Below are 19858 nucleotides of genomic sequence, written 5' to 3'. Positions count from 1 at the left end.
TGATCTGGCTTCTCCTTACGAAATTCATTATAAGGCCTGCAACCCGGCGCGCCGGTCGCGCCGCGGTCAGGACCTGCGTCACCACCCCAGGGATGGACCGCGTGCCGAGCGAAACTCCGCCGCCACCTTGGGTGCGCCTGACCGGGTCGGGCACGCTTCGTGCATCGACTTCGGCCATGCGTTTCCGCGACAGAAACGAGGACGATCCGTATCGTGAGCAACGAGCATCCCGACAGCTTTAAATCCCGCAAGATTCTCCAGGTCGGCGCGGAAAGCTATGTCTATTTCAGCCTGAAGGACGCGGAGCAGAACGGGCTTCCCGGCATCTCCAGCCTGCCTTTCTCGCTGAAGGTTCTGCTCGAGAACCTGCTCCGTAACGAAGACGGCCGCACCGTCACCAAGCAGGACATCATCGCCGTCAAGGACTGGCTGGTGTCGCGCGGCAAGGATGAGCGCGAGATCGCTTATCGCCCGGCTCGCGTGCTGATGCAGGACTTCACCGGCGTTCCGGCCGTGGTCGACCTCGCCGCCATGCGCGACGCGATGGTCAATCTCGGCGGCGACCCGAAGCGCATCAACCCGCTGGTGCCCGTCGATCTCGTCATCGACCATTCCGTCATCGTCAACTTCTTCGGCAACGCCCAGGCGTTCGGCAAGAACGTCGACGAGGAATATAAGCAGAACCAGGAGCGTTACCGCTTCCTGAAGTGGGGCCAGTCGGCCTTCGACAATTTCCGCGTCGTGCCGCCGGGCACCGGCATCTGCCACCAGGTCAATCTCGAATACCTGGCCCAGACCGTCTGGACCAAGACCGAGAACGGCGAGACCGTAGCCTATCCCGACACCTGCGTCGGCACCGATAGCCACACCACCATGGTGAACGGCCTCGGCGTGCTCGGCTGGGGCGTCGGCGGCATCGAGGCCGAGGCCGCGATGCTCGGCCAGCCCGTCTCGATGCTGATCCCGGAAGTGATCGGCTTCAAGCTGACCGGCAAGCTGAATGAGGGCATCACCGCCACCGACCTCGTGCTGACCGTCACGCAGATGCTGCGCAAGAAGGGCGTCGTCGGCAAGTTCGTCGAGTTCTTCGGCCCCGGCCTCGAGCACCTGTCGCTCGCCGACCGCGCCACCATCGGCAACATGGCGCCGGAATATGGCGCCACCTGCGGCTTCTTCCCGGTCGACGGCGAGACCATCGCCTATCTCGACGAGACGGGCCGCAAGGCCGAGCGCATCGCGCTGGTCGAGGCCTATTCGAAGGCGCAGGGCATGTGGCGCGAGCCCGGCCTCGCCGATCCGGTCTTCACCGACGTGCTCGAGCTCGACATCTCCTCGGTGCTGCCGTCGCTCGCCGGCCCGAAGCGCCCGCAGGACCGCGTGCTGCTCTCCGACGCCAAGGCCGGCTTCCTCACCTCGCTCGAGGGCGAGTTCAAGAAGCCGGGCGAGGCCGACAAGCGCGTCGCCGTCACCGGCACCGACTACACGGTCGGCCATGGCGACGTGACGATCGCCGCCATCACGTCCTGCACCAACACCTCGAACCCGAGCGTGCTGATCGCCGCCGGCCTGCTCGCCCGCAACGCGGTCGCCAAGGGCCTGAAGTCGAAGCCGTGGGTGAAGACCTCGCTGGCGCCGGGATCGCAGGTGGTCGAGGAATACCTCGCCTCCGCCGACCTGCAGAAGGACCTCGACGCCCTCGGCTTTAACCTCGTCGGCTTCGGCTGCACCACCTGCATCGGCAATTCCGGCCCGCTGCCGGAGGACATCTCCGTCGCCATCAACCAGGGCGACCTGGTCGCCGCCGCCGTGCTGTCGGGCAACCGCAACTTCGAAGGCCGCGTCAATCCGGACGTCAAGGCGAACTACCTCGCCTCGCCGCCGCTGGTCGTCGCCTATGCGCTGGCCGGTTCGCTGCAGATCGACCTGACCACCGAGCCGCTCGGCACGGGCTCGAACGGCCAGCCGGTCTATCTGAAGGACATCTGGCCCTCCAACCAGGAGATCGCCACCTTCATCCGCGAGAACGTCACCAAGAAGATGTTCCAGGCCAAGTATGCCGACGTCTTCAAGGGCGACGCCAACTGGCAGAAGATCGCGGTGCCGCAGGGCGAGACCTATGCCTGGGACGGCCAGTCGACCTATGTGCAGAACCCGCCCTATTTCGTCGGCATGGAGCGCGAGCCCGAGGCCGTGACGGATATCCTCGGCGCCCGCGTCATGGGCCTGTTCCTCGATTCGATCACCACCGACCACATTTCGCCGGCCGGTTCGATCAAGGAAGCCAGCCCCGCCGGCAGCTATCTGCGCGATCACCAGGTCCGTCCGGCCGACTTCAACCAGTACGGCACCCGTCGCGGCAACCATGAAGTGATGATGCGCGGCACCTTCGCCAACATCCGCATCAAGAACCAGATGCTGGGCGGCAAGGAAGGCGGCTTCACCAAGCATTGGCCGGACGGCACCGAGATGCCGATCTATGATGCCGCGATGAAGTACAAGGCCGAGGGCGTTCCGCTGGTGGTGTTCGCCGGCAAGGAATACGGCACCGGCTCGTCCCGCGACTGGGCGGCCAAGGGCACCAAGCTGCTCGGCATCCGCGCCGTCGTCGCCCAGTCCTTCGAGCGCATTCATCGCTCGAACCTGGTCGGCATGGGCATCGTGCCGCTCGTCTTCGAGGAAGGCACCTCCTGGCAGACGCTCGGCCTCAAGGGCGACGAGACGGTGACGATCAAGGGCATCGCCGGCGACCTGAAGCCGCGCCAGATGCTCGACGCGGAAATCACCTTCGCCGACGGCACCCGGAAGGTCGTTCCGCTGCTCTGCCGAATCGATACGCTCGACGAGCTCGACTACTTCAAGAACGGCGGCATCCTGCAGTTCGTGCTCCGGAAGCTCGTTGCCTGAGCCCAATAGTATCGAGTTACGAACAATTTCGTGATTCTGCCGCGCGGCGATTTTTTTAATTGCCGCGCGGGTTTAGCCGGACAGAGGCTGTGGATGACCGGTACCGATTCACAGCCGGTCACCCTTAATTGAATGGCTTACGATCAATCCCGGATCTAGCTTTTCGACGGCACGCACGGCGTGCGGTTGTCTCGGCGATCAGGATAAGTTTGCGGGCATGTTCGTTCCGAAACCCACTTGGATTGTCTTGGCCATTGGCCTGGGCATCATCCCGGCTATCTCGGCTTGGGCCAGCGAGCCCGGCAGCGAGATAAAGACCGAACCGAAAATCTCCGCGGTGCTGGAATTGTTCACCAGCCAGGGCTGCGCTTCCTGTCCCCCGGCGGACGAGGTGCTGGAGGGCTTCGCCGAACGCGACGACATCGTCGCCCTGTCGCTTCCCGTCGACTACTGGGACTATCTCGGCTGGAAGGACACGCTCGCCAGCCACGAATTTACCGCCCGCCAGAAATCCTACGCCAATGCCCGCGGCGACCGGCAGATCTATACGCCGCAGATGATCGTCAACGGCACGCAGCACGTCGTCGGCAGCGACAAGGCGGCGATCGAGGCGGTGCTGAAGTCGGAGCCGCCGCTGGCCGTTCCCGTCGCCATGGAGATGGCCGGCGACGCGATCCGCGTGAAGATTGGCCAGACCGCGGACCGGGCCATCCCCCGTGTGCGCAAGGCGACGATCTGGCTGGCGCTCTATAAGCGCCATGTCGACGTGCCGATCCGCACCGGCGAAAATCAGGACCGCACGCTCGCCTACTACAATGTCGTCACCAAGCTGCGCCCGATCGCCATGTGGCGCGGCGAGGCGGTCGACGTCGATCTGCCGATGAGCGAGTACCACCAGGCCAATGCGGATGGCTGCGCCATACTGCTGCAGGCCGAGAACGAGCGCGGGGAGCCCGGTCAGATCCTGGGAGCCGCGTTTTCTGAAAAGGGCGCCGACTGGTAGCCCTGCCGCAGCGAGGCCGGGAGATCCCGACCGCCGCCCGGCCAATCCATCGCCATTGCCATAACCATGATCACGCGCCGGCCGCATAGCGTCCGGCGCCGATCATCTGCCCTCCCGGCAGCGCCGGCCTGGCGGTGTCACGGCCCGGTCTTTCCGCCCGATTGGGGCAGCAAGGCCGGACCGCGGTGCCCGTCTTTCAGCCGATGGTCTTTTCCATCAGGCCCGCAAGCGCCCTGGCGAAGGCGGCCGGCTCATCCGGCGCCTCGCCGTCGAGAATGCGCGCCAGGCCGAAAATCAGCGGCGCGGCCGCGTCGACCCGCTCGGCAGCAGCTCCGCCCGCCGCCGCCTGGGCGGCGAGGCCGGCCACCAGCGGATGGGCCGGATTGAGCTCGAGGATCTGCGCGGCGCGGCCGCCGGCCCCGTCGCGGCTCGCCAGGATCTTTTCCAGCTGCCTGTCGGGCCCGAACTCCGGCGCCACCAGGCAGGCCGGGCTGGTCGCCAGCCGGTTCGAGCCGCGCACCTCGACGACCTTGTCGCCGAGCGCCTGCTTGAGGCGCAGCGTCAGCGCGGCGAGCGCCGCCTCGGAGGCGGGCTTGTCCTCGCTGGCGGCGTCCTTGGCGGCCTCCGCTTCCAGCACCGGGATCAGGTCGACGCTGGCGGCGCCCTGCGTTACCGACTGGAACGGCTTGCCGTCGAAGCCGAGCGCGGTGCGCACCCAGAAGGCGTCGACCGGGTCGGCGAGCACCAGCACCTCGACGCCGCGCTTGGCATAGCCCTCGAGATGCGGGCTGGCGGCGATGGTCGCCGCATCGTCGCCGAGCGCGTAGTAGATCGCCGTCTGGTTGGGCCGGAAGCCGGCGACTACGTCGTTGAGGCTGCGCCAGGCGTCGCCGCCGGTCGTCGTCTTGAAGCGGGCAAGCTTGAACAGGCCGTCGCGCCGGTCGGGCGCCTCGTAGAGGCCCTCCTTCAGCACGGCGCCGAAGGATTCCCAGACCTTGGCGAAGCTGTCGGCATTGTCGGTCGCGAGCTTGTCGAGGTCGGCGAGGATGCGGTTGGTGACGCCCTTGCCGATCGCCTCGATCACCGGGTTCTTCTGCAGCATCTCGCGCGAGAGATTGAGCGGCAGGTCTTCCGAATCGATCACGCCGCGCACGAAGCGCAGCCAGGGCGGCAGGATCTCGGCCTCGTCGGTGATGAAGACGCGGCGGACGTAGAGCTTCACCTTGCCCTGCCGCTCCGGCTCGAACAGGTCGAACGGCCGCGACGAAGGCACGAAGAGCAGCACGGAATATTCCGTCCGCCCCTCGGCGCGATAGTGGATGGTGACGGCCGGCTCGTCGAAGCGGCCGCCGACATGGCCGTAGAAGTCCTTGTATTCCTCCTCGGTGACCGAGGCCTTCGACTTCCGCCACAGCGCGCTGCCGTCGGCGAGCTGCTCCTCGGTGCCATCGGCGAGCTTCAGCACGATCGGCACCGGCACATGCGCCGAATAGGCGGTGACGATGCGCTCGATTGTCTCCGTCTCGGCATAGCTGGCATTGTCGGGGTTCAGGTGCAGCACGATCCGCGTGCCGCGCGCCGGCGCTTCGGCCAGGTCGACGGGCTCTATCTCGTAGGCGCCCTTGCCGTCGGAATGCCAGCGCCAGGCCTCGTCCGAGCCGGCCTTGCGCGAGAGGACGGTGACGCTGTCGGCGACCATGAAGGCGGAGTAGAAGCCGACGCCGAACTGGCCGATCAGCGCCGAACCCTTCGCGCCCTCGCCGGCCTGCTCGAGGAAGGCGCGTGTGCCGGACTGGGCGATGGTGCCGAGATTGTCGATCAGCTCCTGCCGGTCCATGCCGATGCCGTTGTCGGCGATGGCGAGGCTGGGCGCTTCCTTGTCGGCCTCGATGACGATCCGGAAGGCGTCGCCGCCCTCGGCGATGGCCGGATCCGACAGCGAGAGCGTGCGCAGCTTCTCGCAGGCGTCTGCGGCGTTGGAGATCAGTTCGCGCAGGAAGACATCGCGATTCGAATAGACCGAATGCACCATCATGTGCAGCAGGCGGGAGACCTCGGCTTCGAAAGTGCGGGTTTCGGCGGCTGGCTTCTGTTCAGACACGCTTCTCTCTCCGGTATTTTCGTCCCGTCGCCACGGGCCATCGGCAGGCGGGGAACGCGATCGGCATCAGGCCGGCGCAGGCGCGGCGGCGCTGATATCGCCGGTTGGCAGCGGAGATTCAAGACCGGAGGGCCGCGCCCGTCCCGCAGGCAAAGAAAAAGGCCGGCGGGGGCCGACCTCAGGGGACTTTTTGGGAGGGGGAATGCAATTCGACGTCTGCTTCGAAGGTGGTCCGGCTCGACTGAGGACCCCGGGGGGCTGGGGGGCTGAGAAATTCCGAAGCCTTGGCCAAGCCGGACCGTTCGAAGCGATGATGAGATATTGCCGGGCCAATGCGGCCGGTGCCGGGCCGAAAAAGGGCGGAATAAAGGAATTTTTAGGCTTAACTTCAAAGCGGCGTGATGATTGCGGCGAAATCGCGTTTGCCGGCTCCGGAATGCCGGCGGACCGCCGTTCCGGGCCGAATCGTTCGCGAGCCTTGCCAGTCGTGTCGATCGGAGCGATCATGACGCTTCGATGACGGAGCGGCTCGTAACAGGAGGCGCCATTGAGCGAAGGTGACGAGAAGGCGTCGGCCGGCGGCAGCGCGACGCTGGTCACGCTGAAACCGCCGGAAGCGACGAAGGTCGCGCCCCTGATTGCTTTCAACCGACTGGAGCTGAACGAGATCCTGCGCGTCTATGGGCGCATGGTCGCCGCCGGCGAATGGCGCGATTATGCGATCGACCATCTGCGCGACAAGGCGGTGTTCTCGATCTTCCGCCGTTCATCCGAAATGCCGCTCTACAAGGTGGTGAAGGATCCGGAGCTCCGGAACCGCCAGGGCGCCTATGCGGTGATCGCGGCGGGCGGCTACATCATGAAGCGCGGCCACGACCTGCGGCAGGTGCTGGCGGTGCTGGATACCAAGCTGAAGCTCGTTCAGGGCTGAGCCGTCCTAGATCGGCTTGGCGGGTCTATTGGTGCTGATTGGAGATCTCGTCGGCCTCGCATCGCGCATAGTCATATGCCTCTCGCGCGAACCGGCTGGCTTGCTGCGACAACGCATTGGCCTCGCTGACAAACGAGTTCAGCTTTTCGATATATTCCTCGACCTCGCGCTTGTAGCTATCGATTTCCCAGCTATCGCACTCATGCTTCCCTGACCATTTATAGCTGGAGAGGCAGTAGGGCACATCGGGACGGTCGAACCTGCCGGGTGCACTCGGAGCGGAAAAACGGCCGTATGGCTCGGAGCAGAACGCATGGGCGTTGCCCGCTCCCGCCAGCATAATCCCTAACGCAGTGGCGAAGCGCTTCACGGCACCTTCCCTCTCATCTGATATCCCTTCGCTATATCTGAAGGTCGGGGGCACTAGAAGGGATGCCCGGCGGCGCGTCGCTGCCGGCGCCGAGGGCGCGCTGCATCAGCACGCTGTCGAGCCAGCGGCCATGCTTCCAGCCGACATTCTCGAACATGCCGACGAGGCGGAAGCCGAGCGCCCGGTGCAGGCGGATCGACGCCTGGTGGCCGGAATCGCCGATGACGCCGACCATCTGGCGGAAGCCGGCCTCGGTCGCGGCCTCGATCAGCGCCGCGAGCAGGCGGCGGCCGACGCCGCGCCCCTGCGCGGCCGGGCTCAGATAGATCGAATCCTCGACCGTGTGGCGGTAGGCAGGCCGGGCGCGATAGGGGCCGGCATAGGCATAGCCGAGCAACTCGTTGCTCTCGGTCGCGACCAGATAGGGATGGCCGCCGGCGAGCAGCGCGTCGTGGCGCCGTCGCATCTCGTCGAGGTCGGGCGGATCGAGCTCGAAGCTTGCCGTGCCGTGCAGCACCGAATGCGCGTAGATCGCCGTGATGGCGGCGAGGTCGTCGAGGGTGACGGGGCGGATTTCGATGGGGTCCGGCGTGGCATGCATGGCGCTGTCTCGCATTGAGCGGGGCGACCATAGCGACGGCAAGGGCGCTGGCAACGAAAATGCGCGCCGGCAATAAAAAAGGGCGCGGCCTAGGCCGCGCCCTCGCTATCCGCTGGATGCCCCGCCTTAGCGGCGGTCGCCGAACAGGCGCAGCAGCATCAGGAACAGGTTGATGAAGTCGAGGTACAGCGTCAGCGCGCCCATGATCGCCTTGCGGCCGGCCACGGTGCCGTCGTCGCCGACATAGTACATTTCCTTGATCTTCTGCGTGTCATAGGCGGTGAGGCCCACGAAGATCAGCACGCCGAGGACCGAGATCGCGAAGCCGAGCGCCGACGATCCGATGAAGATGTTGACGATCGAGGCGATGATGATGCCGATCAGGCCCATGAACAGGAACGAGCCCATTCCGGTCAGGTCGCGCTTCGTCGTGTAGCCATAGAGGCTCATCGCGCCGAAGGTGGCGGCGGTGATGAAGAACACCTGCGTGATCGACTGCGCCGTGTAGACAGCGAAGATCGACGACAGCGAGACGCCCATCAGCGCCGCATAGCCCCAGAACACGAGCTGGGCGGTCGACGTCGACATCTTCTGGATGCCGAAGGACAGCCAGAACACGAGCGCGACCGGCGCGAGCACCAGCACCCACATGATCGGGCCGGTGTAGATCGCGGCGCCGAGGCTGGTCAGCATCAGGCCGTTCTGCATCTGGCCGACGGCCTGCGCCGGGTCGCTGGTGACGGCCAGCTTGAAGATACCGAGCGCGGCTGCGCCGGTGATCATCAGGCCGATCGCCATGTAGTTGTAAACCTGCAGCATGTGGCTGCGCAGGCCCTGGTCGATAACACCGGTTTCGGCACGCGCTGCGCCAAACGGTGAGACGCGATTGTCGAAATCTGCCATCGAGCTCCCTCTCCGAACCAAAAAATCCGCGGACTTTCCGCCGCGAAACCCCCGTTTCCATCATCCGGCGTCAGAAACCCTTTCGGTTCCGCCGGGCGATAAGCCCTCGGGTGCACATGCGATATGGGCACCCCGATCGCACCCCGCAAGAGATCGCCGAACGAATTCGGGACCTCGCGTGGCCCAACTATCGCAATGGTACTGGACGATGGCTTCTGCGCCTACAGGTTTCTAAGGACGGGAGCCGCCTTCTGTCCGAGGAGACGCCAGGTTCCGGCGAGGCCGAGGCCGATTGTCAGCGCCACGGCGACGAAAGCGGCGGCGAGCGCCGTCATCGGGAAGACGGCGAAGGGCTGGCCCATGACGCCGGCGACGACGCCCCAGGCGGCGATCGAGCCGGCGAGCACGGCGAAGACCGCCGTCGCCAGCCCGAGCAGGCCGTATTCCAGCCCGAACGCCTTCAGCAGCTGGCCGCGCGTGGCACCCAGCGTCTTCAGGATCACCGCATCATAGAGCCGCTGCCGGTGGCCGGCGGCGAGCGCGCCTGCCAGCACCAGCACCGAGGCGGCGAGCGCGATCGACGAGGCGACGCGGATCGCCAGCATCAGCTGGTCGAGGATCGACGAGATGCGGTCGAGCGCCTCGCGGACGCGGATCGCCGTCACGGAGGGAAACTGCGCGCCGGCGTCGCGCATCAGCTTCGCCTCGGCGGCCGGGTCGGCGGGGCCGGGATGGGCGAGGGTGGCGAGCACCGAATAGGGCGCTCCGGCGAAAGTGGACGGCGAGAACACCATGACGAAGTTGATCGCCAGGCTTTCCCACTCGACCTCGCGCAGATTGGCGATGGTCGCCGTGATCTCGCGGCCGAGCACGTTGACGGTGATGGTGTCGCCGGTCTTCAGCCCGAGCCCGCGCGCCACGCCCGCCTCCATCGAGACGAGCGGCGGGCCGGCATAGTCGGCCGCCCACCATTCGCCGGCCGACAGGCGTGAATTCTTCGGCGTGGTGGCCGAGAAGGTGACGCCGCGGTCGCCCTTCAGCACCCAGGCCACCTCAGGCGTCGGCGTCGCCTGTTCCGCCGGCGTCTGGTTGAGCGCGATGATGCGGCCGCGCAGCATCGGCACGCTTTCGACCGTCGCCTCGGGAATCTCCTTCTGGAGGAAATCCATGAACGCCGGCGCCTCCGCATTCTGCACGTCGAGGAAGAAGAAGCTCGGCGCGCGGTCGGGCAGGGATTGCGTCAGCTGGCGGTGCAGATTGCCGTCGATCAGCGCGATCGTCACCAGAACGGTCAGGCCGAGGCCGAGCGACAGCACGACCGAGCCGGTCAGCGCGCCCGGGCGGTGGATGTTGCCGACAGCGAGCCGCCATTCGGTCGAATTGGCGCGCGGCGCGCGGCGGGCGATCGCCGTCACCGCCCAGGCGACGAGCCGGAGCAGCAGGAAGGCGGCGGCGACGCCCACGACGAAATAGAGCGCGATGCGGCGGTCATAGGCGAGCAGGATGGCGAGCCCGGCGAGGACGACGGCCGAGCCGATCGCCGCCGCCAGGAAGACGAGGCGCGGCCGCACCCGGCCGAAGGCGCTCGCATCGCGGAACAGCGCCGTCGGCGCGATGTCGCCGGCGCGGCCGAGCGGCACCAGCGCGAAGGTGAGCGCCGTCAGCAGGCCATAGAGCGCGGCATAGCCGAGCGCGGCCGGATAGAAGCCCGTCTGGGCGCCGACCGGCAGCACGTCGGCCAGGAAGCGGAGCGCCAGCACCGGCACCAGCGCGCCTATTGCCAGGCCGATGACGACACCGAGCAACGCGATCATCAGGATCTGGGCGAGATAGAGCTGGGTGACGAGGCTCGCCGGGGCGCCGAGCGAGCGCAGGGTGGCGATCACCGGCCGCTTCAGCTCCAGGAAGGCGCCGACGGCATTGGCGACGCCGACGCCGCCGACGATCAGCGCGGCGAGGCCGACCAGCGTCAGATATTGCGCGAACTGGGAGATGTTGCGCTTCAGGCCCGGCGAGGCGTCGTCGCGGCTGCGCACCTGCCAGCCGGCCTGCGGCAGCGCCTTGTTGGCCGCCTCGACGAGTTCGACGACGGCGCTGTCGGGCGCCTTGTGCGGCAGCCGCAGCCGATAGCTCCACTGCACCAGGCTGCCGGGCTGGACGAGGCCCGTGGTCTCGAGCGTCGGCTTCGAGATCAGCAGCCGCGGCCCGAAGCCGAGGCCGGTGGCGAGCTTGTCGGGCTCGTCGGCGATCTGGCCGGCCAGCGTCAGCTTCGCCCCGCCGACCTGCACCGTATCGCCGATCTTGACGCCGAGGCGGGTGAACAACTCGGGATCGGCCAGCGCGCTGCCGGCATTGAGCGCGGCGGTGGCGTCGACCGCCTCGCCGGCCTTGAGCGTGCCATAGAGCGGATAGGCGCTGTCGACCGCCTTGATCTCGACCAGCGTCTGGTCGGAGCCGTCGGCGAGCCGGGCCATGCCGCGCAGGGTCGCGATCTCCGAGACCATGCCGTGCTTTTCGAGATACTGGCGCTCCTCTGCCGTCGCCTGGCGCTGTACCAGCGTGAAGGCGACGTCGCCGCCGAGAATGGCCTGACCCTCGCGGGCGAGGCCGTCGGTCATGGCGCGCGACACCGAGCCGACGGCGGCGATCGCGGCGACGCCGAGCGCGATGCAGGCGAGGAAGACGACGAAGCCGCGCAGGCCGCCGCGCAGTTCGCGCAGCGCGAAGCGGAAGGGGAGTGGCAGGTTCGATGCCGTCATTCCGCCGCGCTCCTGAGCGGGCTCGCCTTGGCCTGGCGCGGGTCGACTACGCCGGAATGGATGCGGATCATGCGGTCGCAGCGGCCGGCGAGCGCATTGTCGTGCGTGACCAGCACCAGCGTGGTGCCGCGCTCGGCGCAGGTCTGGAACAGGAGGTCGGCGATCTCGCGGCCGGTCGCCTCGTCGAGATTGCCGGTCGGCTCGTCGGCGAACAGGATCGCCGGCTCGGCGACGAGGGCGCGGGCGATCGCCACGCGCTGCTGCTCGCCGCCGGAGAGGGCGGAAGGATAGTGATTCATCCGGTGGCCGAGGCCGACCAGCTTCAGTTCTTCCTCGGCGCGCGAAAACGCGTCGCGGCGGCCGGCGAGTTCCAGCGGCACGGCGACGTTCTCCAGCGCCGTCATGTTGGGGATGAGGTGGAACGACTGGAAGATGATGCCGACATTGCGGCCGCGGAAACGCGCCAGGCCGTCCTCGTTCAGCGAGGCGAGGTCGGTGCCGGCGACGCGCACGCTGCCCTTGTCGACGCGCTCGAGCCCCGCCATCGTCATCAGCAGCGTCGACTTGCCGGAGCCGGACGGCCCGACCAGTGCGACACTTTCGCCGCCGTCGATCGTCAGCGAAACATTGCGGAGAATATGGACCCGGGCGGCCCCGACGCCGAGCGCCAATTCGACCGATGAGAGCCGGATGACGGCATCGGAACTGTTCGGGACTGTATCCACCACGCGCGCGAACCCTATATCGTGCGACGGGCAGGCTCGTCGCTCGGCGGAAGCCGTCGAACGCCAGCGTCCTGCCGATCGCGGCGCGTTCGGCTCAATATGGTGGCTCGGTTCGGAGGATAAAGACCTGTACATGATGAAGAATTGGGCGCTGGCCGTTCTGTTCGCCGTGGCCGCCGTTTCCGCCGGCGCCGCCAGGGCCGACCCGCTCCGCCTGGTCGTGCTGGGCGACAGCCTCTCCGCCGGCTATGGCCTCGGCCCCGGTGAGGGCTTCACCGACCAGTTGCAGAAGGCGCTGACCGCCAGGGGCCTGGACGTCGCCGTCGTCAATGCGGGCGTTTCCGGCGATACGGCAGGCGGCGGTCTGGCGCGGCTCGACTGGTCGGTCGGGCCGGATGCGCAGGCGGTTCTGGTCGAGCTCGGCGCCAACGACATGCTGCGCGGGCTCGATCCCTCGGTGCCGCAGCAGGCGCTCGACGCCATCCTGACCCGGCTTGGCGAGCGTAAGCTGCCTGTCCTGCTCGCCGGCATGCGCGCCGCGCCCAATCTCGGCCCCGACTACGCCAAACGCTTCGACGGCCTCTATCCGGATCTGGCCGCGAAGCACGGCGCGATGCTATATCCGTTCTTCCTCGACGGCGTCGCGGCCGAACAGACCCTGCTGCAGGCCGACGGAATGCATCCGAACGCGGCCGGTGTCGCGGTCATCGTCGAGAAAATCCTTCCCGCCGTGGAGGATCTGGTCGCGCAAGCCCGGCGCTGACCGGGCCTCCGCACGCCTGCCAATCCGCTTCCGGCCTCGCCGCGCCCAAAATTCTCGGAGCTTTTCGCCATGGAATATCGTTCGCTCGGACGGACCGATCTCAGCGTGTCCTCCATCTGCCTCGGCACCATGACCTGGGGCCAGCAGAACACCGAGGCCGAGGGCCACGAGCAGATGGACTATGCCTTCGAGCAGGGCGTCAATTTCCTCGACACGGCCGAACTCTATTCGATCCCGCCGAAGCCGGAGACGCAGGGCTCGACCGAGCGGATCATCGGCAACTGGATGAAGGCGCGCGGCAACCGCGACAAGGTCATCCTCGCCTCCAAGGTCGTCGGCCGCAACGGCCTCACCTGGTTCCGCGACGGCGCCAAGCCGACTCTTTCTCGCGCCCATATCCGCGACGCGATCGAGAAGAGCCTGAAGCGACTGCAGACGGACTATATCGACCTCTACCAGCTGCATTCGCCCGACCGCCACGTCACGCAGTGGGGCTCCAATCCGACCGTCTACCGCCATCCCGAGCCGGCCGCCGACGAGGTGCCGATCGAGGAGACGCTGGCGGCGCTCGGCGAACTGGTCCAGGAAGGCAAGGTCCGCCATGTTGGCCTGTCGAACGAGACCGCCTGGGGCACGACGCGATTTGTCGCAGCCTCGGAAGCCGGCAAGGGACCGCGCGTCGTCTCGATCCAGAACGCCTACAACCTCCTGAACCGCACCTTCGAGGTGAACCTCGCCGAGGTCGCGATGCGCGAGCAGGTGGGGCTCCTGGTCTATTCGCCGCTGGCGCAGGGCTACCTGTCCGGCAAGTACCAGAAGGGCGCCCGCCCCGCCGGCGCGCGCACGACGCTGTTCAAGCGTGGCGACCGCTATGAAACGCCGGGCGCCGAAGAGGCGATCGACGCCTATCTGGCGATCGCGCGCGATTTCGGCATGGATCCGGCGACGCTCGCCAACGCCTTCGCCACCAGCCGCTGCTTCGTCACCTCGAACATCATCGGCGCCACGACGATGGAGCAACTCAAGGTCGACATCGCCGCCGCCGACGTCGCGATCACGCCTGAAATCGAGGCGCGGATCGATGCCGTCCACCAGTGGCGCGGCAATCCCTGCCCCTGAGGCGGGCGGCCGGTGCCTGGGGAAAGGGCTTTACAGCCGCCCGGCAAACCGCGAACCTGATCTTCCGTCCCACCGATAGAGGAGGGCGATCATGCCGCGCCTGTTCACCGGTCTCGAGATTCCGGCCGACATTGCCCAACGGCTCTCGCTCCTGCGCGGCGGCATTCCCGGCGCGCGTTGGATCGACGCGGAGAACTTCCACGTCACGCTGCGCTTCATCGGCGACATCGACGATCGCACCGCCGACGAGGTCGCCGACGCGCTGGCGCGCGTGCGGCGGAACGAGCTCGACCTGCAGTTCTCCAGCCTCGATTCGTTCGGCAATGCCAAGCCGCATTCGATCGTGGCCCGCATCGCGCCCTCGCGCGCGCTGAGCGAATTGCAGGCCGAGCACGAGCGGATCCTGCAGCGGATCGGCCTGCCGCCGGAGGGCCGCAAATACACGCCGCATGTGACGCTCGCCCGATTGCGCAACACCCCGCATCGCGACGTCGCCGCCTATCTCGCCGTGCGCGGCGGGCTGCTCTCGGCGGCGTTTCACGTGACACGCTTCGTGCTGTTCTCGTCGAAGGCGTCGAAGGGCGGTGGTCCCTACATCGTTGAGCAGGCCTACCCGCTCGCCGAGTTGGTGGAAACGCGGCCATGATCGAGAAGCTGGAACCGGCCGAGCGCCGGGCGGCGCTGGCGAAGCTCGATGGCTGGACCTCGGTCGAGGGCCGCGACGCCATCACCAAGGTATTCACCTTCGGCGATTTCCAGGAGGCGTTCGCGTTCATGACGCGCTCGGCCCTGCTAGCGGAGCGGATGAACCATCACCCGGAATGGAGCAACGTCTACCGCACTGTCACGGTGACGCTGGCGACGCATGTCGTCGACGGGGTGACGCGGCTCGACGTCGAACTCGCCGAGGGCATGAACCGTTTCGCCGGGTAGGGCGGCTGAAAGACACCCTCACCTCAACCCTCTCCCGCAAGCGGTAGAGGGGGGCGTCGTGCTCGCACGGGCGTCGAGCCGCTCAGGCGAAAGCCCTCGCCCGCTTGCGGGGGAGGGTTGGGTGAGGGGCTTTCCGGCAGGTGTGGGATGCTACCGCGTCATTTCCACGGCAGCTCGAGGCTGGCGGCGCCGCAGAGATGGCCCTGGATGCGGCTGACGCCCCATTCCGCCAGCATCGCCGCCGTTTCCTCGTCCTGCACCCATTCCGCCACGGTCTCGATGCCGAGATCATGCGCGAGCTCCACCAGCCTGCGCACGAAGATCTGGTCGTCGCGACTCCTGGGCAGGGTGGCGATGAAGCTGCCGTCGATCTTGACGATGTCGACCCGGAGCTCCCGCAGATTGCGGAACGAGGTGAAGCCGGCGCCGAAATCGTCGATGGCGAGGCGGGCGCCGAGATCGTGGATCGTCGAGACGAAATAGGCGGTGTCGTCGAGGCTGCGGATGGCGCTCGTCTCGGTGATCTCGACGATCAGGCGCTGGCCGAGATCGGGGCGCTGGTCGAGCGTGTGGGCGAACTTCGCCAGCCAGTCAGGTCCGGCCGCGGTTTCCGGCGAGACGTTCATCGACAGATGCGCGTCGGGATGGCGGATCAGCGTCTCCAGCACCTGGTCGAGCACGGCGAGGTCGAACAGGCGCGACAGGCCGAGGCGCTCGGCGAGCGGTACGACCTGGCCGGCCGAGACGATGGTGCCGTCGGGATGCGCCAGGCGCAGCAGCGCCTCGTGGAAGCCGACCTTGCGGGTGTGGATGTCGACCACGGGTTGGAAGGCGAGGCGCACGCGCTGTTCCGACAGAGCGCCGATCAGTTGCTGCGACAGCGCGATGTTGGACTGGCGCTCGGCCTCCCGCTCGGCCGAGGGGGCATAGGCGAAGAAGCGGCCGCGGCCGGTATCGCGCGCGAAGCCGAGGCTCTCCTGCGCGCGCTCGATCGCCTCGTCCGGCGTCTGCGCGTGGCGGGGCAGCGAGACGCCGCCGATCGAGATGGTGACCGAGGCGGCGCCGTCGGGCGTGGCGACGACGTCGTCGCGGATGGCGGCGAGGAACCGTTCGGCCGCGAACGGCATCTCGTGCTCGTCGCAGTTCATCAGGATCAGGCCGAGCTTGTGGCCGGAGAAGCGGCCGATGGCGTCGCCGTCGCGCAGGCGGCCGCGTATGCGCCGCGCCACCGCCGCGAGCACGCGGTCGCCGATGCGATAGCCATAGGCGTCGTTGATCAGGTGGAAATCGTCGATGGCGATGACGAGGAAGGCCGCCGCCGTGTCGAGCTTTCGCGTGCTCGTGATCGTCTCGTCGAGCAGGTCGAGCAGGTAGGAGCGGTTGTAGAGGCCGGTGACGTCGTCATGGCGCGACAGGAAGGCGAGGCGTTGCTCGCGGGCGTGGCGCTCGTTGATGACGCGCAGCACCCCTTCGGCGCGCACCGCCTCGCGGCCGCCATCGGCATACCAGCGGCCGGTATCCTCGACCCAGAGGATAGGGCCCCTGGCGCCCTTCGGCCGCAGGGCATACTCGATCTGATAGGGTACGCCGTCGCCGGTGTCGGTGCCGGCCAGAGCTTCCTGGCGCGCGAGCTGGCCCGGTTCCTCGACGAGCTCGGAGAAGGCGGCGCCGGTCGCGACCGATTCGGGCGAGGCGAGGCCGAACAGGGCGGCGGCGTCGCCGTTCCATTCGATGCGGTCGTCGGCCTGCGACCAGCGATAGACGACTTCGCCGATCGTCGAGAGAATGGCCGCCGTCCGATCGGATCCCTGGTGACGCGATTCATGGATCGCCATGCCGCCGTTCACCTCGTTTTCCACTGCGGGCATTCCTTTGCACGAGACGTCTCGATATCGCGGGCCGGACCCGGCACCAGCCGGATCTATTGCGCCGTCGGATCCGCGAGGGGTCTCTCCGTTCGGTGGCGACAACAGCAGCAAATCGCGCAAAAGAAAAGGGCCGGCGCGGCGCCGGCCCTTGAACGTCGATCCGGGGCGGAAAACTCCGCCTGGCGCGCGGCGTGCGCGCCCCCGAAATCAGCCTTCGCTCTTCGGCGTCAGGATCTGGCGACCGCGATACATGCCGGTCTTCAGGTCGATGTGGTGCGGACGGCGCAGCTCGCCCGAGTTCTTGTCCTCGGTGTAGGTCGGCTGGGCCAGGGCGTCGTGCGAACGGCGCATGTTGCGCTTCGACGGCGACGTCTTTCGCTTCGGAACTGCCATTTTACTCTTCCTTCGTCATATGCCGTGGAACCGGCGGCGCGCCGCCCGGCTGGGCATAGCAATCCAATCTGAATGCGGCCTTATACAGAGATCACCGGGCCTTGACCAGTCAGGGCCCGGCAAAAAGATTCAGCCGCGAAACGCGTCATTCTCAGGCCGAAAGGAGGTCGAGCTCCTTGAGGATGGCCGCGCCCATCTCCTTGGTGCCGACCTTCTGCGTGCCCTCGGTATAGATGTCGCCGGTGCGCAGACCCTTGCTCAGCACGCTCGAAATGGCGCGGTCGAGCAGGTCGGCTTCCTCGACCAGGCCGAAGGAGTAGCGCAGCGCCATCGCGAAGGACGCGATCATGGCGATCGGGTTGGAGATGCCCTTGCCGGCGATGTCGGGAGCCGAGCCGTGCACGGGCTCGTACATCGACTTGCGGCGGCCGGTCACCGCGTCGGGGGCGCCGAGGGCGGCCGACGGCAGCATGCCGAGCGAGCCGGTCAGCATCGCCGCGACGTCGGACAGGATGTCGCCGAACAGGTTGTCGCAGACGATGACGTCATACTGCTTCGGCCGGCGGACGAGCTGCATGGCGCAATTGTCGGCGAGCACATGCTCGAGCGCGACGTCAGGATACTCTTCCTTGCCGACCTTGGTGACGACCTGGTTCCAGAGCACGCCCGACTTCATGACGTTGCGCTTCTCGGCCGAGGCGACGCGGCTCGAACGGGTCTTGGCGAGGTCGAAGGCGACGCGCGCGATGCGCTCGATCTCGGAGGTCGTGTAGAGCTGGGTGTCGACGGCGCGCTTCTGGCCGTTCTCCAGCGTGACGATCTCCTTCGGCGAACCGAAATAGACGCCGCCGGTCAGCTCGCGCACGATCAGGATGTCGAGGCCTTCGACCAGCTCGCGCTTCAGCGACGAGGCGTCGGCGAGCGCGGGGTAGCAGATCGCCGGGCGCAGGTTGGCGAACAGCTCCAGATCCTTGCGCAGGCGCAGCAGCGCCGCCTCCGGACGGACGTCGTAGGGGACGCTGTCCCACTTCGGGCCGCCGACCGCGCCGAAGATCACGGCGTCGGATTCCTGCGCCAGCTTCATCGTCGCTTCGGAGATCGCCTTGCCGTGCGCGTCATAGGCAGCGCCGCCGGCCAGGTCCTGCTCGCTCTCGAACGACGCGACGCCCCGTTTGCCGAACCAGTCGATGACCGTCTTCACTTCGGCCATGATTTCGGTGCCGATGCCGTCACCGGGAAGGAGAAGGAGCTTGTAGGTGGTCATGTCGCGGGTTCTCTTGTCGAGCGGGTCTGCGGGCGGGGTCGTTGCGAGCGAGCGATAGCGGCGCGAAAGCCTTGATGCAAGCCGAACCGCACGTCTCGCGGCCGCGAGGGCAGGCGAAGGCCGGTCCCGGCGTCCCGGGATCGGGCCAGGCGGCCCGGCAGCGGCCGGCCGGGAATCAGACCTTCAGGGCCGTGACCTCGATCTCGACCTTCATCTCCGGGCGAATCAGGCCGCACACGGTCATCGTCGCTGCCGGCCGGATATCGCGGAAATGCGCGCCGACGACGAGGAACACCGCGTCGGCGAAGGATGGGTCGGTGACATGATAATGCACGCGCACGACGTCGCGCATCGAGAAGCCGGCTTCCTCCAGCGCCGCGGCGATGGTCGCCATGGCGTTTTCGGTCTGCTCGGCGACGCTGTCGGGCATCGTCATGCTGGAATAGTCGTAGCCGGTCGTGCCGGCGACGAAACACCAGGGGCCCTGGGCCACGGCGCGGGAATAGCCGGCGGCCTTCTCGAAGGGGGATCCGGTAGAAATCAGATGGCGCGTCATCGGTTTCTCCTGGTTGCTGCCGCCCGGGCCGGCTTCCCGCCCGGCGGTCGCCGGTTCGATCGCGGCGACCGATAGAACGCTTCCGTAGGATTGCCAAAATGGGGCATGATGGCAATCGTGCCGCACGGCGCCCGAAAAAAGCGCGCCGCCTCACCCAGCGTCATGCAAAAGACCGTTTTGACCGCGTCGCACAATGGGGTTAGAACCGGTCCAATCTCTCTACCCTAAATGCTTACGTTTACGTAAGCGATTGAGGATGAACGCAATGTCGAATGCCGAGGCGAAGACGGGCCGACCGCTCTCCCCGCACCTTCAAGTCTATCGCTGGCCGATCACGATGACGATGTCGATCCTGCATCGCGTCACCGGCGGCGCCCTGTATTTCGGCACGCTTCTCCTCGCGTGGTGGGTGATCGCGGCGGCGGCCGGTCCCGGTCCCTTCTCGGTGGTCTCCTGGGTCTTCGGCTCCTGGATCGGTCTCCTGGTCCTGTTCGGCTACACCTGGGCGCTGATCCATCACCTGCTCGGCGGTCTTCGTCATTTCGTCTGGGACGTCGGAGCCGGCTTCACCAAGCCGGCGCGCGACAATCTCGCCTGGGCCAACATCATCGGCTCGGTGGCGCTGACGATCCTGATCTGGATCGTGGCGCTGGTCATTCGCTGAG

At 67.1% G+C, this 19858-nt stretch carries 17 protein-coding genes and 1 pseudogene; 8 read left to right on the top strand and 10 right to left on the bottom strand.

Features of this window, described 5'->3' with window-relative positions; genetic code table 11:
* Positions 1-213 precede the first annotated feature (213 nt).
* Both acnA and OSH07_RS12595 read left to right on the top strand, forming a co-directional pair.
* Positions 214-2904, top strand: coding sequence for an aconitate hydratase AcnA (gene acnA / locus OSH07_RS12600; protein ID WP_266339003.1), 2691 nt, complete (start codon positions 214-216; stop codon positions 2902-2904).
* Between the two features lie 217 nt (positions 2905-3121).
* A pseudogene (locus OSH07_RS12595) lies at positions 3122-3775 on the top strand (DUF1223 domain-containing protein); the annotation flags it as partial.
* Positions 3776-4103: 328 nt separating this feature from the next.
* Here the strand turns inward: OSH07_RS12595 and htpG are convergent.
* Positions 4104-6008, bottom strand: a complete 1905-nt coding sequence (gene htpG / locus OSH07_RS12590) for a molecular chaperone HtpG (protein ID WP_266339001.1) — start codon at positions 6006-6008, stop codon at positions 4104-4106.
* A 547-nt stretch (positions 6009-6555) separates the two neighbouring features.
* On the opposite strand from htpG, the gene OSH07_RS12585 reads away from it, so the two are divergent.
* Positions 6556-6939 (top strand): DUF2794 domain-containing protein, encoded by a 384-nt coding sequence (locus OSH07_RS12585; RefSeq protein WP_420909622.1) that lies wholly within the window; start codon positions 6556-6558, stop codon positions 6937-6939.
* A 25-nt stretch (positions 6940-6964) separates the two neighbouring features.
* On the opposite strand, the gene OSH07_RS12580 is transcribed toward OSH07_RS12585, so the two are convergent.
* The 5 genes from OSH07_RS12580 to OSH07_RS12560 form a co-directional block, all read right to left on the bottom strand.
* On the bottom strand, positions 6965-7309 hold the full coding sequence (locus OSH07_RS12580; protein ID WP_266339000.1) for a hypothetical protein: 345 nt from the start codon (positions 7307-7309) through the stop codon (positions 6965-6967).
* Positions 7310-7340: 31 nt separating this feature from the next.
* Positions 7341-7910, bottom strand: a complete 570-nt coding sequence (locus OSH07_RS12575) for a GNAT family N-acetyltransferase (RefSeq protein ID WP_266338999.1) — start codon at positions 7908-7910, stop codon at positions 7341-7343.
* Positions 7911-8036: 126 nt separating this feature from the next.
* Entirely contained in the window at positions 8037-8813 is a 777-nt protein-coding gene (locus OSH07_RS12570; RefSeq protein WP_266338998.1) for a Bax inhibitor-1/YccA family protein, read from the bottom strand.
* 221 nt (positions 8814-9034) lie between these two features.
* Positions 9035-11572 (bottom strand): ABC transporter permease, encoded by a 2538-nt coding sequence (locus tag OSH07_RS12565; RefSeq protein WP_266338997.1) that lies wholly within the window; start codon positions 11570-11572, stop codon positions 9035-9037.
* The gene (locus OSH07_RS12560) at positions 11569-12300 is read right to left on the bottom strand and encodes an ABC transporter ATP-binding protein (RefSeq protein WP_266338996.1); all 732 of its coding nucleotides are present in this window, start codon (positions 12298-12300) and stop codon (positions 11569-11571) included. The genes OSH07_RS12565 and OSH07_RS12560 overlap by 4 nt, the downstream gene beginning before the upstream one ends.
* 130 nt (positions 12301-12430) lie before the next feature.
* Between OSH07_RS12560 and OSH07_RS12555 the strand changes: the two genes are divergently transcribed.
* The 4 genes from OSH07_RS12555 (at position 12431) to OSH07_RS12540 (ending at position 15112) form a co-directional block, all read left to right on the top strand.
* Positions 12431-13060 (top strand): arylesterase, encoded by a 630-nt coding sequence (locus OSH07_RS12555; protein WP_266338995.1) that lies wholly within the window; start codon positions 12431-12433, stop codon positions 13058-13060.
* 69 nt (positions 13061-13129) lie between these two features.
* A complete protein-coding gene (locus tag OSH07_RS12550; RefSeq protein WP_266338994.1) occupies positions 13130-14179 on the top strand; it encodes an aldo/keto reductase in 1050 nt (349 codons plus the stop codon).
* A gap of 91 nt (positions 14180-14270) precedes the next feature.
* Positions 14271-14825: an RNA 2',3'-cyclic phosphodiesterase gene (gene thpR, locus OSH07_RS12545; RefSeq protein ID WP_266338993.1), complete on the top strand. Its 555-nt coding sequence runs from the start codon at positions 14271-14273 to the stop codon at positions 14823-14825.
* The gene (locus tag OSH07_RS12540; RefSeq protein ID WP_266338992.1) at positions 14822-15112 is read left to right on the top strand and encodes a 4a-hydroxytetrahydrobiopterin dehydratase; all 291 of its coding nucleotides are present in this window, start codon (positions 14822-14824) and stop codon (positions 15110-15112) included. Before thpR ends, OSH07_RS12540 begins: the two co-directional genes overlap by 4 nt.
* 158 nt (positions 15113-15270) lie before the next feature.
* On the opposite strand, the gene OSH07_RS12535 is transcribed toward OSH07_RS12540, so the two are convergent.
* From OSH07_RS12535 to OSH07_RS12520, 4 genes are all read right to left on the bottom strand, one after another.
* Positions 15271-16971 (bottom strand): putative bifunctional diguanylate cyclase/phosphodiesterase, encoded by a 1701-nt coding sequence (locus OSH07_RS12535; RefSeq protein WP_266338991.1) that lies wholly within the window; start codon positions 16969-16971, stop codon positions 15271-15273.
* Positions 16972-17187: 216 nt separating this feature from the next.
* On the bottom strand, positions 17188-17373 hold the full coding sequence (gene rpmF / locus OSH07_RS12530; RefSeq protein WP_266338990.1) for a 50S ribosomal protein L32: 186 nt from the start codon (positions 17371-17373) through the stop codon (positions 17188-17190).
* Between the two features lie 151 nt (positions 17374-17524).
* On the bottom strand, positions 17525-18637 hold the full coding sequence (gene leuB / locus OSH07_RS12525) for a 3-isopropylmalate dehydrogenase (protein WP_266338989.1): 1113 nt from the start codon (positions 18635-18637) through the stop codon (positions 17525-17527).
* A 175-nt stretch (positions 18638-18812) separates the two neighbouring features.
* Positions 18813-19193: a RidA family protein gene (locus OSH07_RS12520; protein WP_266338988.1), complete on the bottom strand. Its 381-nt coding sequence runs from the start codon at positions 19191-19193 to the stop codon at positions 18813-18815.
* A 265-nt stretch (positions 19194-19458) separates the two neighbouring features.
* Here OSH07_RS12520 and sdhC point away from each other — a divergent pair, with 265 nt between their 5' ends.
* A complete protein-coding gene (gene sdhC / locus OSH07_RS12515) occupies positions 19459-19857 on the top strand; it encodes a succinate dehydrogenase, cytochrome b556 subunit (protein WP_266338987.1) in 399 nt (132 codons plus the stop codon).
* The last annotated feature ends 1 nt before the right edge of the window (position 19858 follow it).

Source organism: Kaistia nematophila, from assembly GCF_026343855.1.
Classification (GTDB): Bacteria; Pseudomonadota; Alphaproteobacteria; order Rhizobiales; family Kaistiaceae; genus Kaistia; species Kaistia nematophila.
The sequence above is the reverse complement of the archived record's forward strand: the minus strand, read 5'-3'. Positions and strand labels throughout refer to the sequence as shown.

What these genes read in the sequence shown, in the direction of transcription:
- OSH07_RS12575 (WP_266338999.1), bottom strand. Translation starts at nt 7,910, where the DNA reads ATGCATGCCACGCCGGACCCCATCGAAATCCGCCCCGTCACCCTCGAC.
- OSH07_RS12570 (WP_266338998.1), bottom strand. Translation starts at nt 8,813, where the DNA reads ATGGCAGATTTCGACAATCGCGTCTCACCGTTTGGCGCAGCGCGTGCC.
- OSH07_RS12565 (WP_266338997.1), bottom strand. Translation starts at nt 11,572, where the DNA reads ATGACGGCATCGAACCTGCCACTCCCCTTCCGCTTCGCGCTGCGCGAA.
- OSH07_RS12555 (WP_266338995.1), top strand. Translation starts at nt 12,431, where the DNA reads ATGATGAAGAATTGGGCGCTGGCCGTTCTGTTCGCCGTGGCCGCCGTT.
- OSH07_RS12550 (WP_266338994.1), top strand. Translation starts at nt 13,130, where the DNA reads ATGGAATATCGTTCGCTCGGACGGACCGATCTCAGCGTGTCCTCCATC.
- thpR (WP_266338993.1), top strand. Translation starts at nt 14,271, where the DNA reads ATGCCGCGCCTGTTCACCGGTCTCGAGATTCCGGCCGACATTGCCCAA.
- OSH07_RS12540 (WP_266338992.1), top strand. Translation starts at nt 14,822, where the DNA reads ATGATCGAGAAGCTGGAACCGGCCGAGCGCCGGGCGGCGCTGGCGAAG.
- rpmF (WP_266338990.1), bottom strand. Translation starts at nt 17,373, where the DNA reads ATGGCAGTTCCGAAGCGAAAGACGTCGCCGTCGAAGCGCAACATGCGC.
- leuB (WP_266338989.1), bottom strand. Translation starts at nt 18,637, where the DNA reads ATGACCACCTACAAGCTCCTTCTCCTTCCCGGTGACGGCATCGGCACC.
- OSH07_RS12520 (WP_266338988.1), bottom strand. Translation starts at nt 19,193, where the DNA reads ATGACGCGCCATCTGATTTCTACCGGATCCCCCTTCGAGAAGGCCGCC.
- sdhC (WP_266338987.1), top strand. Translation starts at nt 19,459, where the DNA reads ATGTCGAATGCCGAGGCGAAGACGGGCCGACCGCTCTCCCCGCACCTT.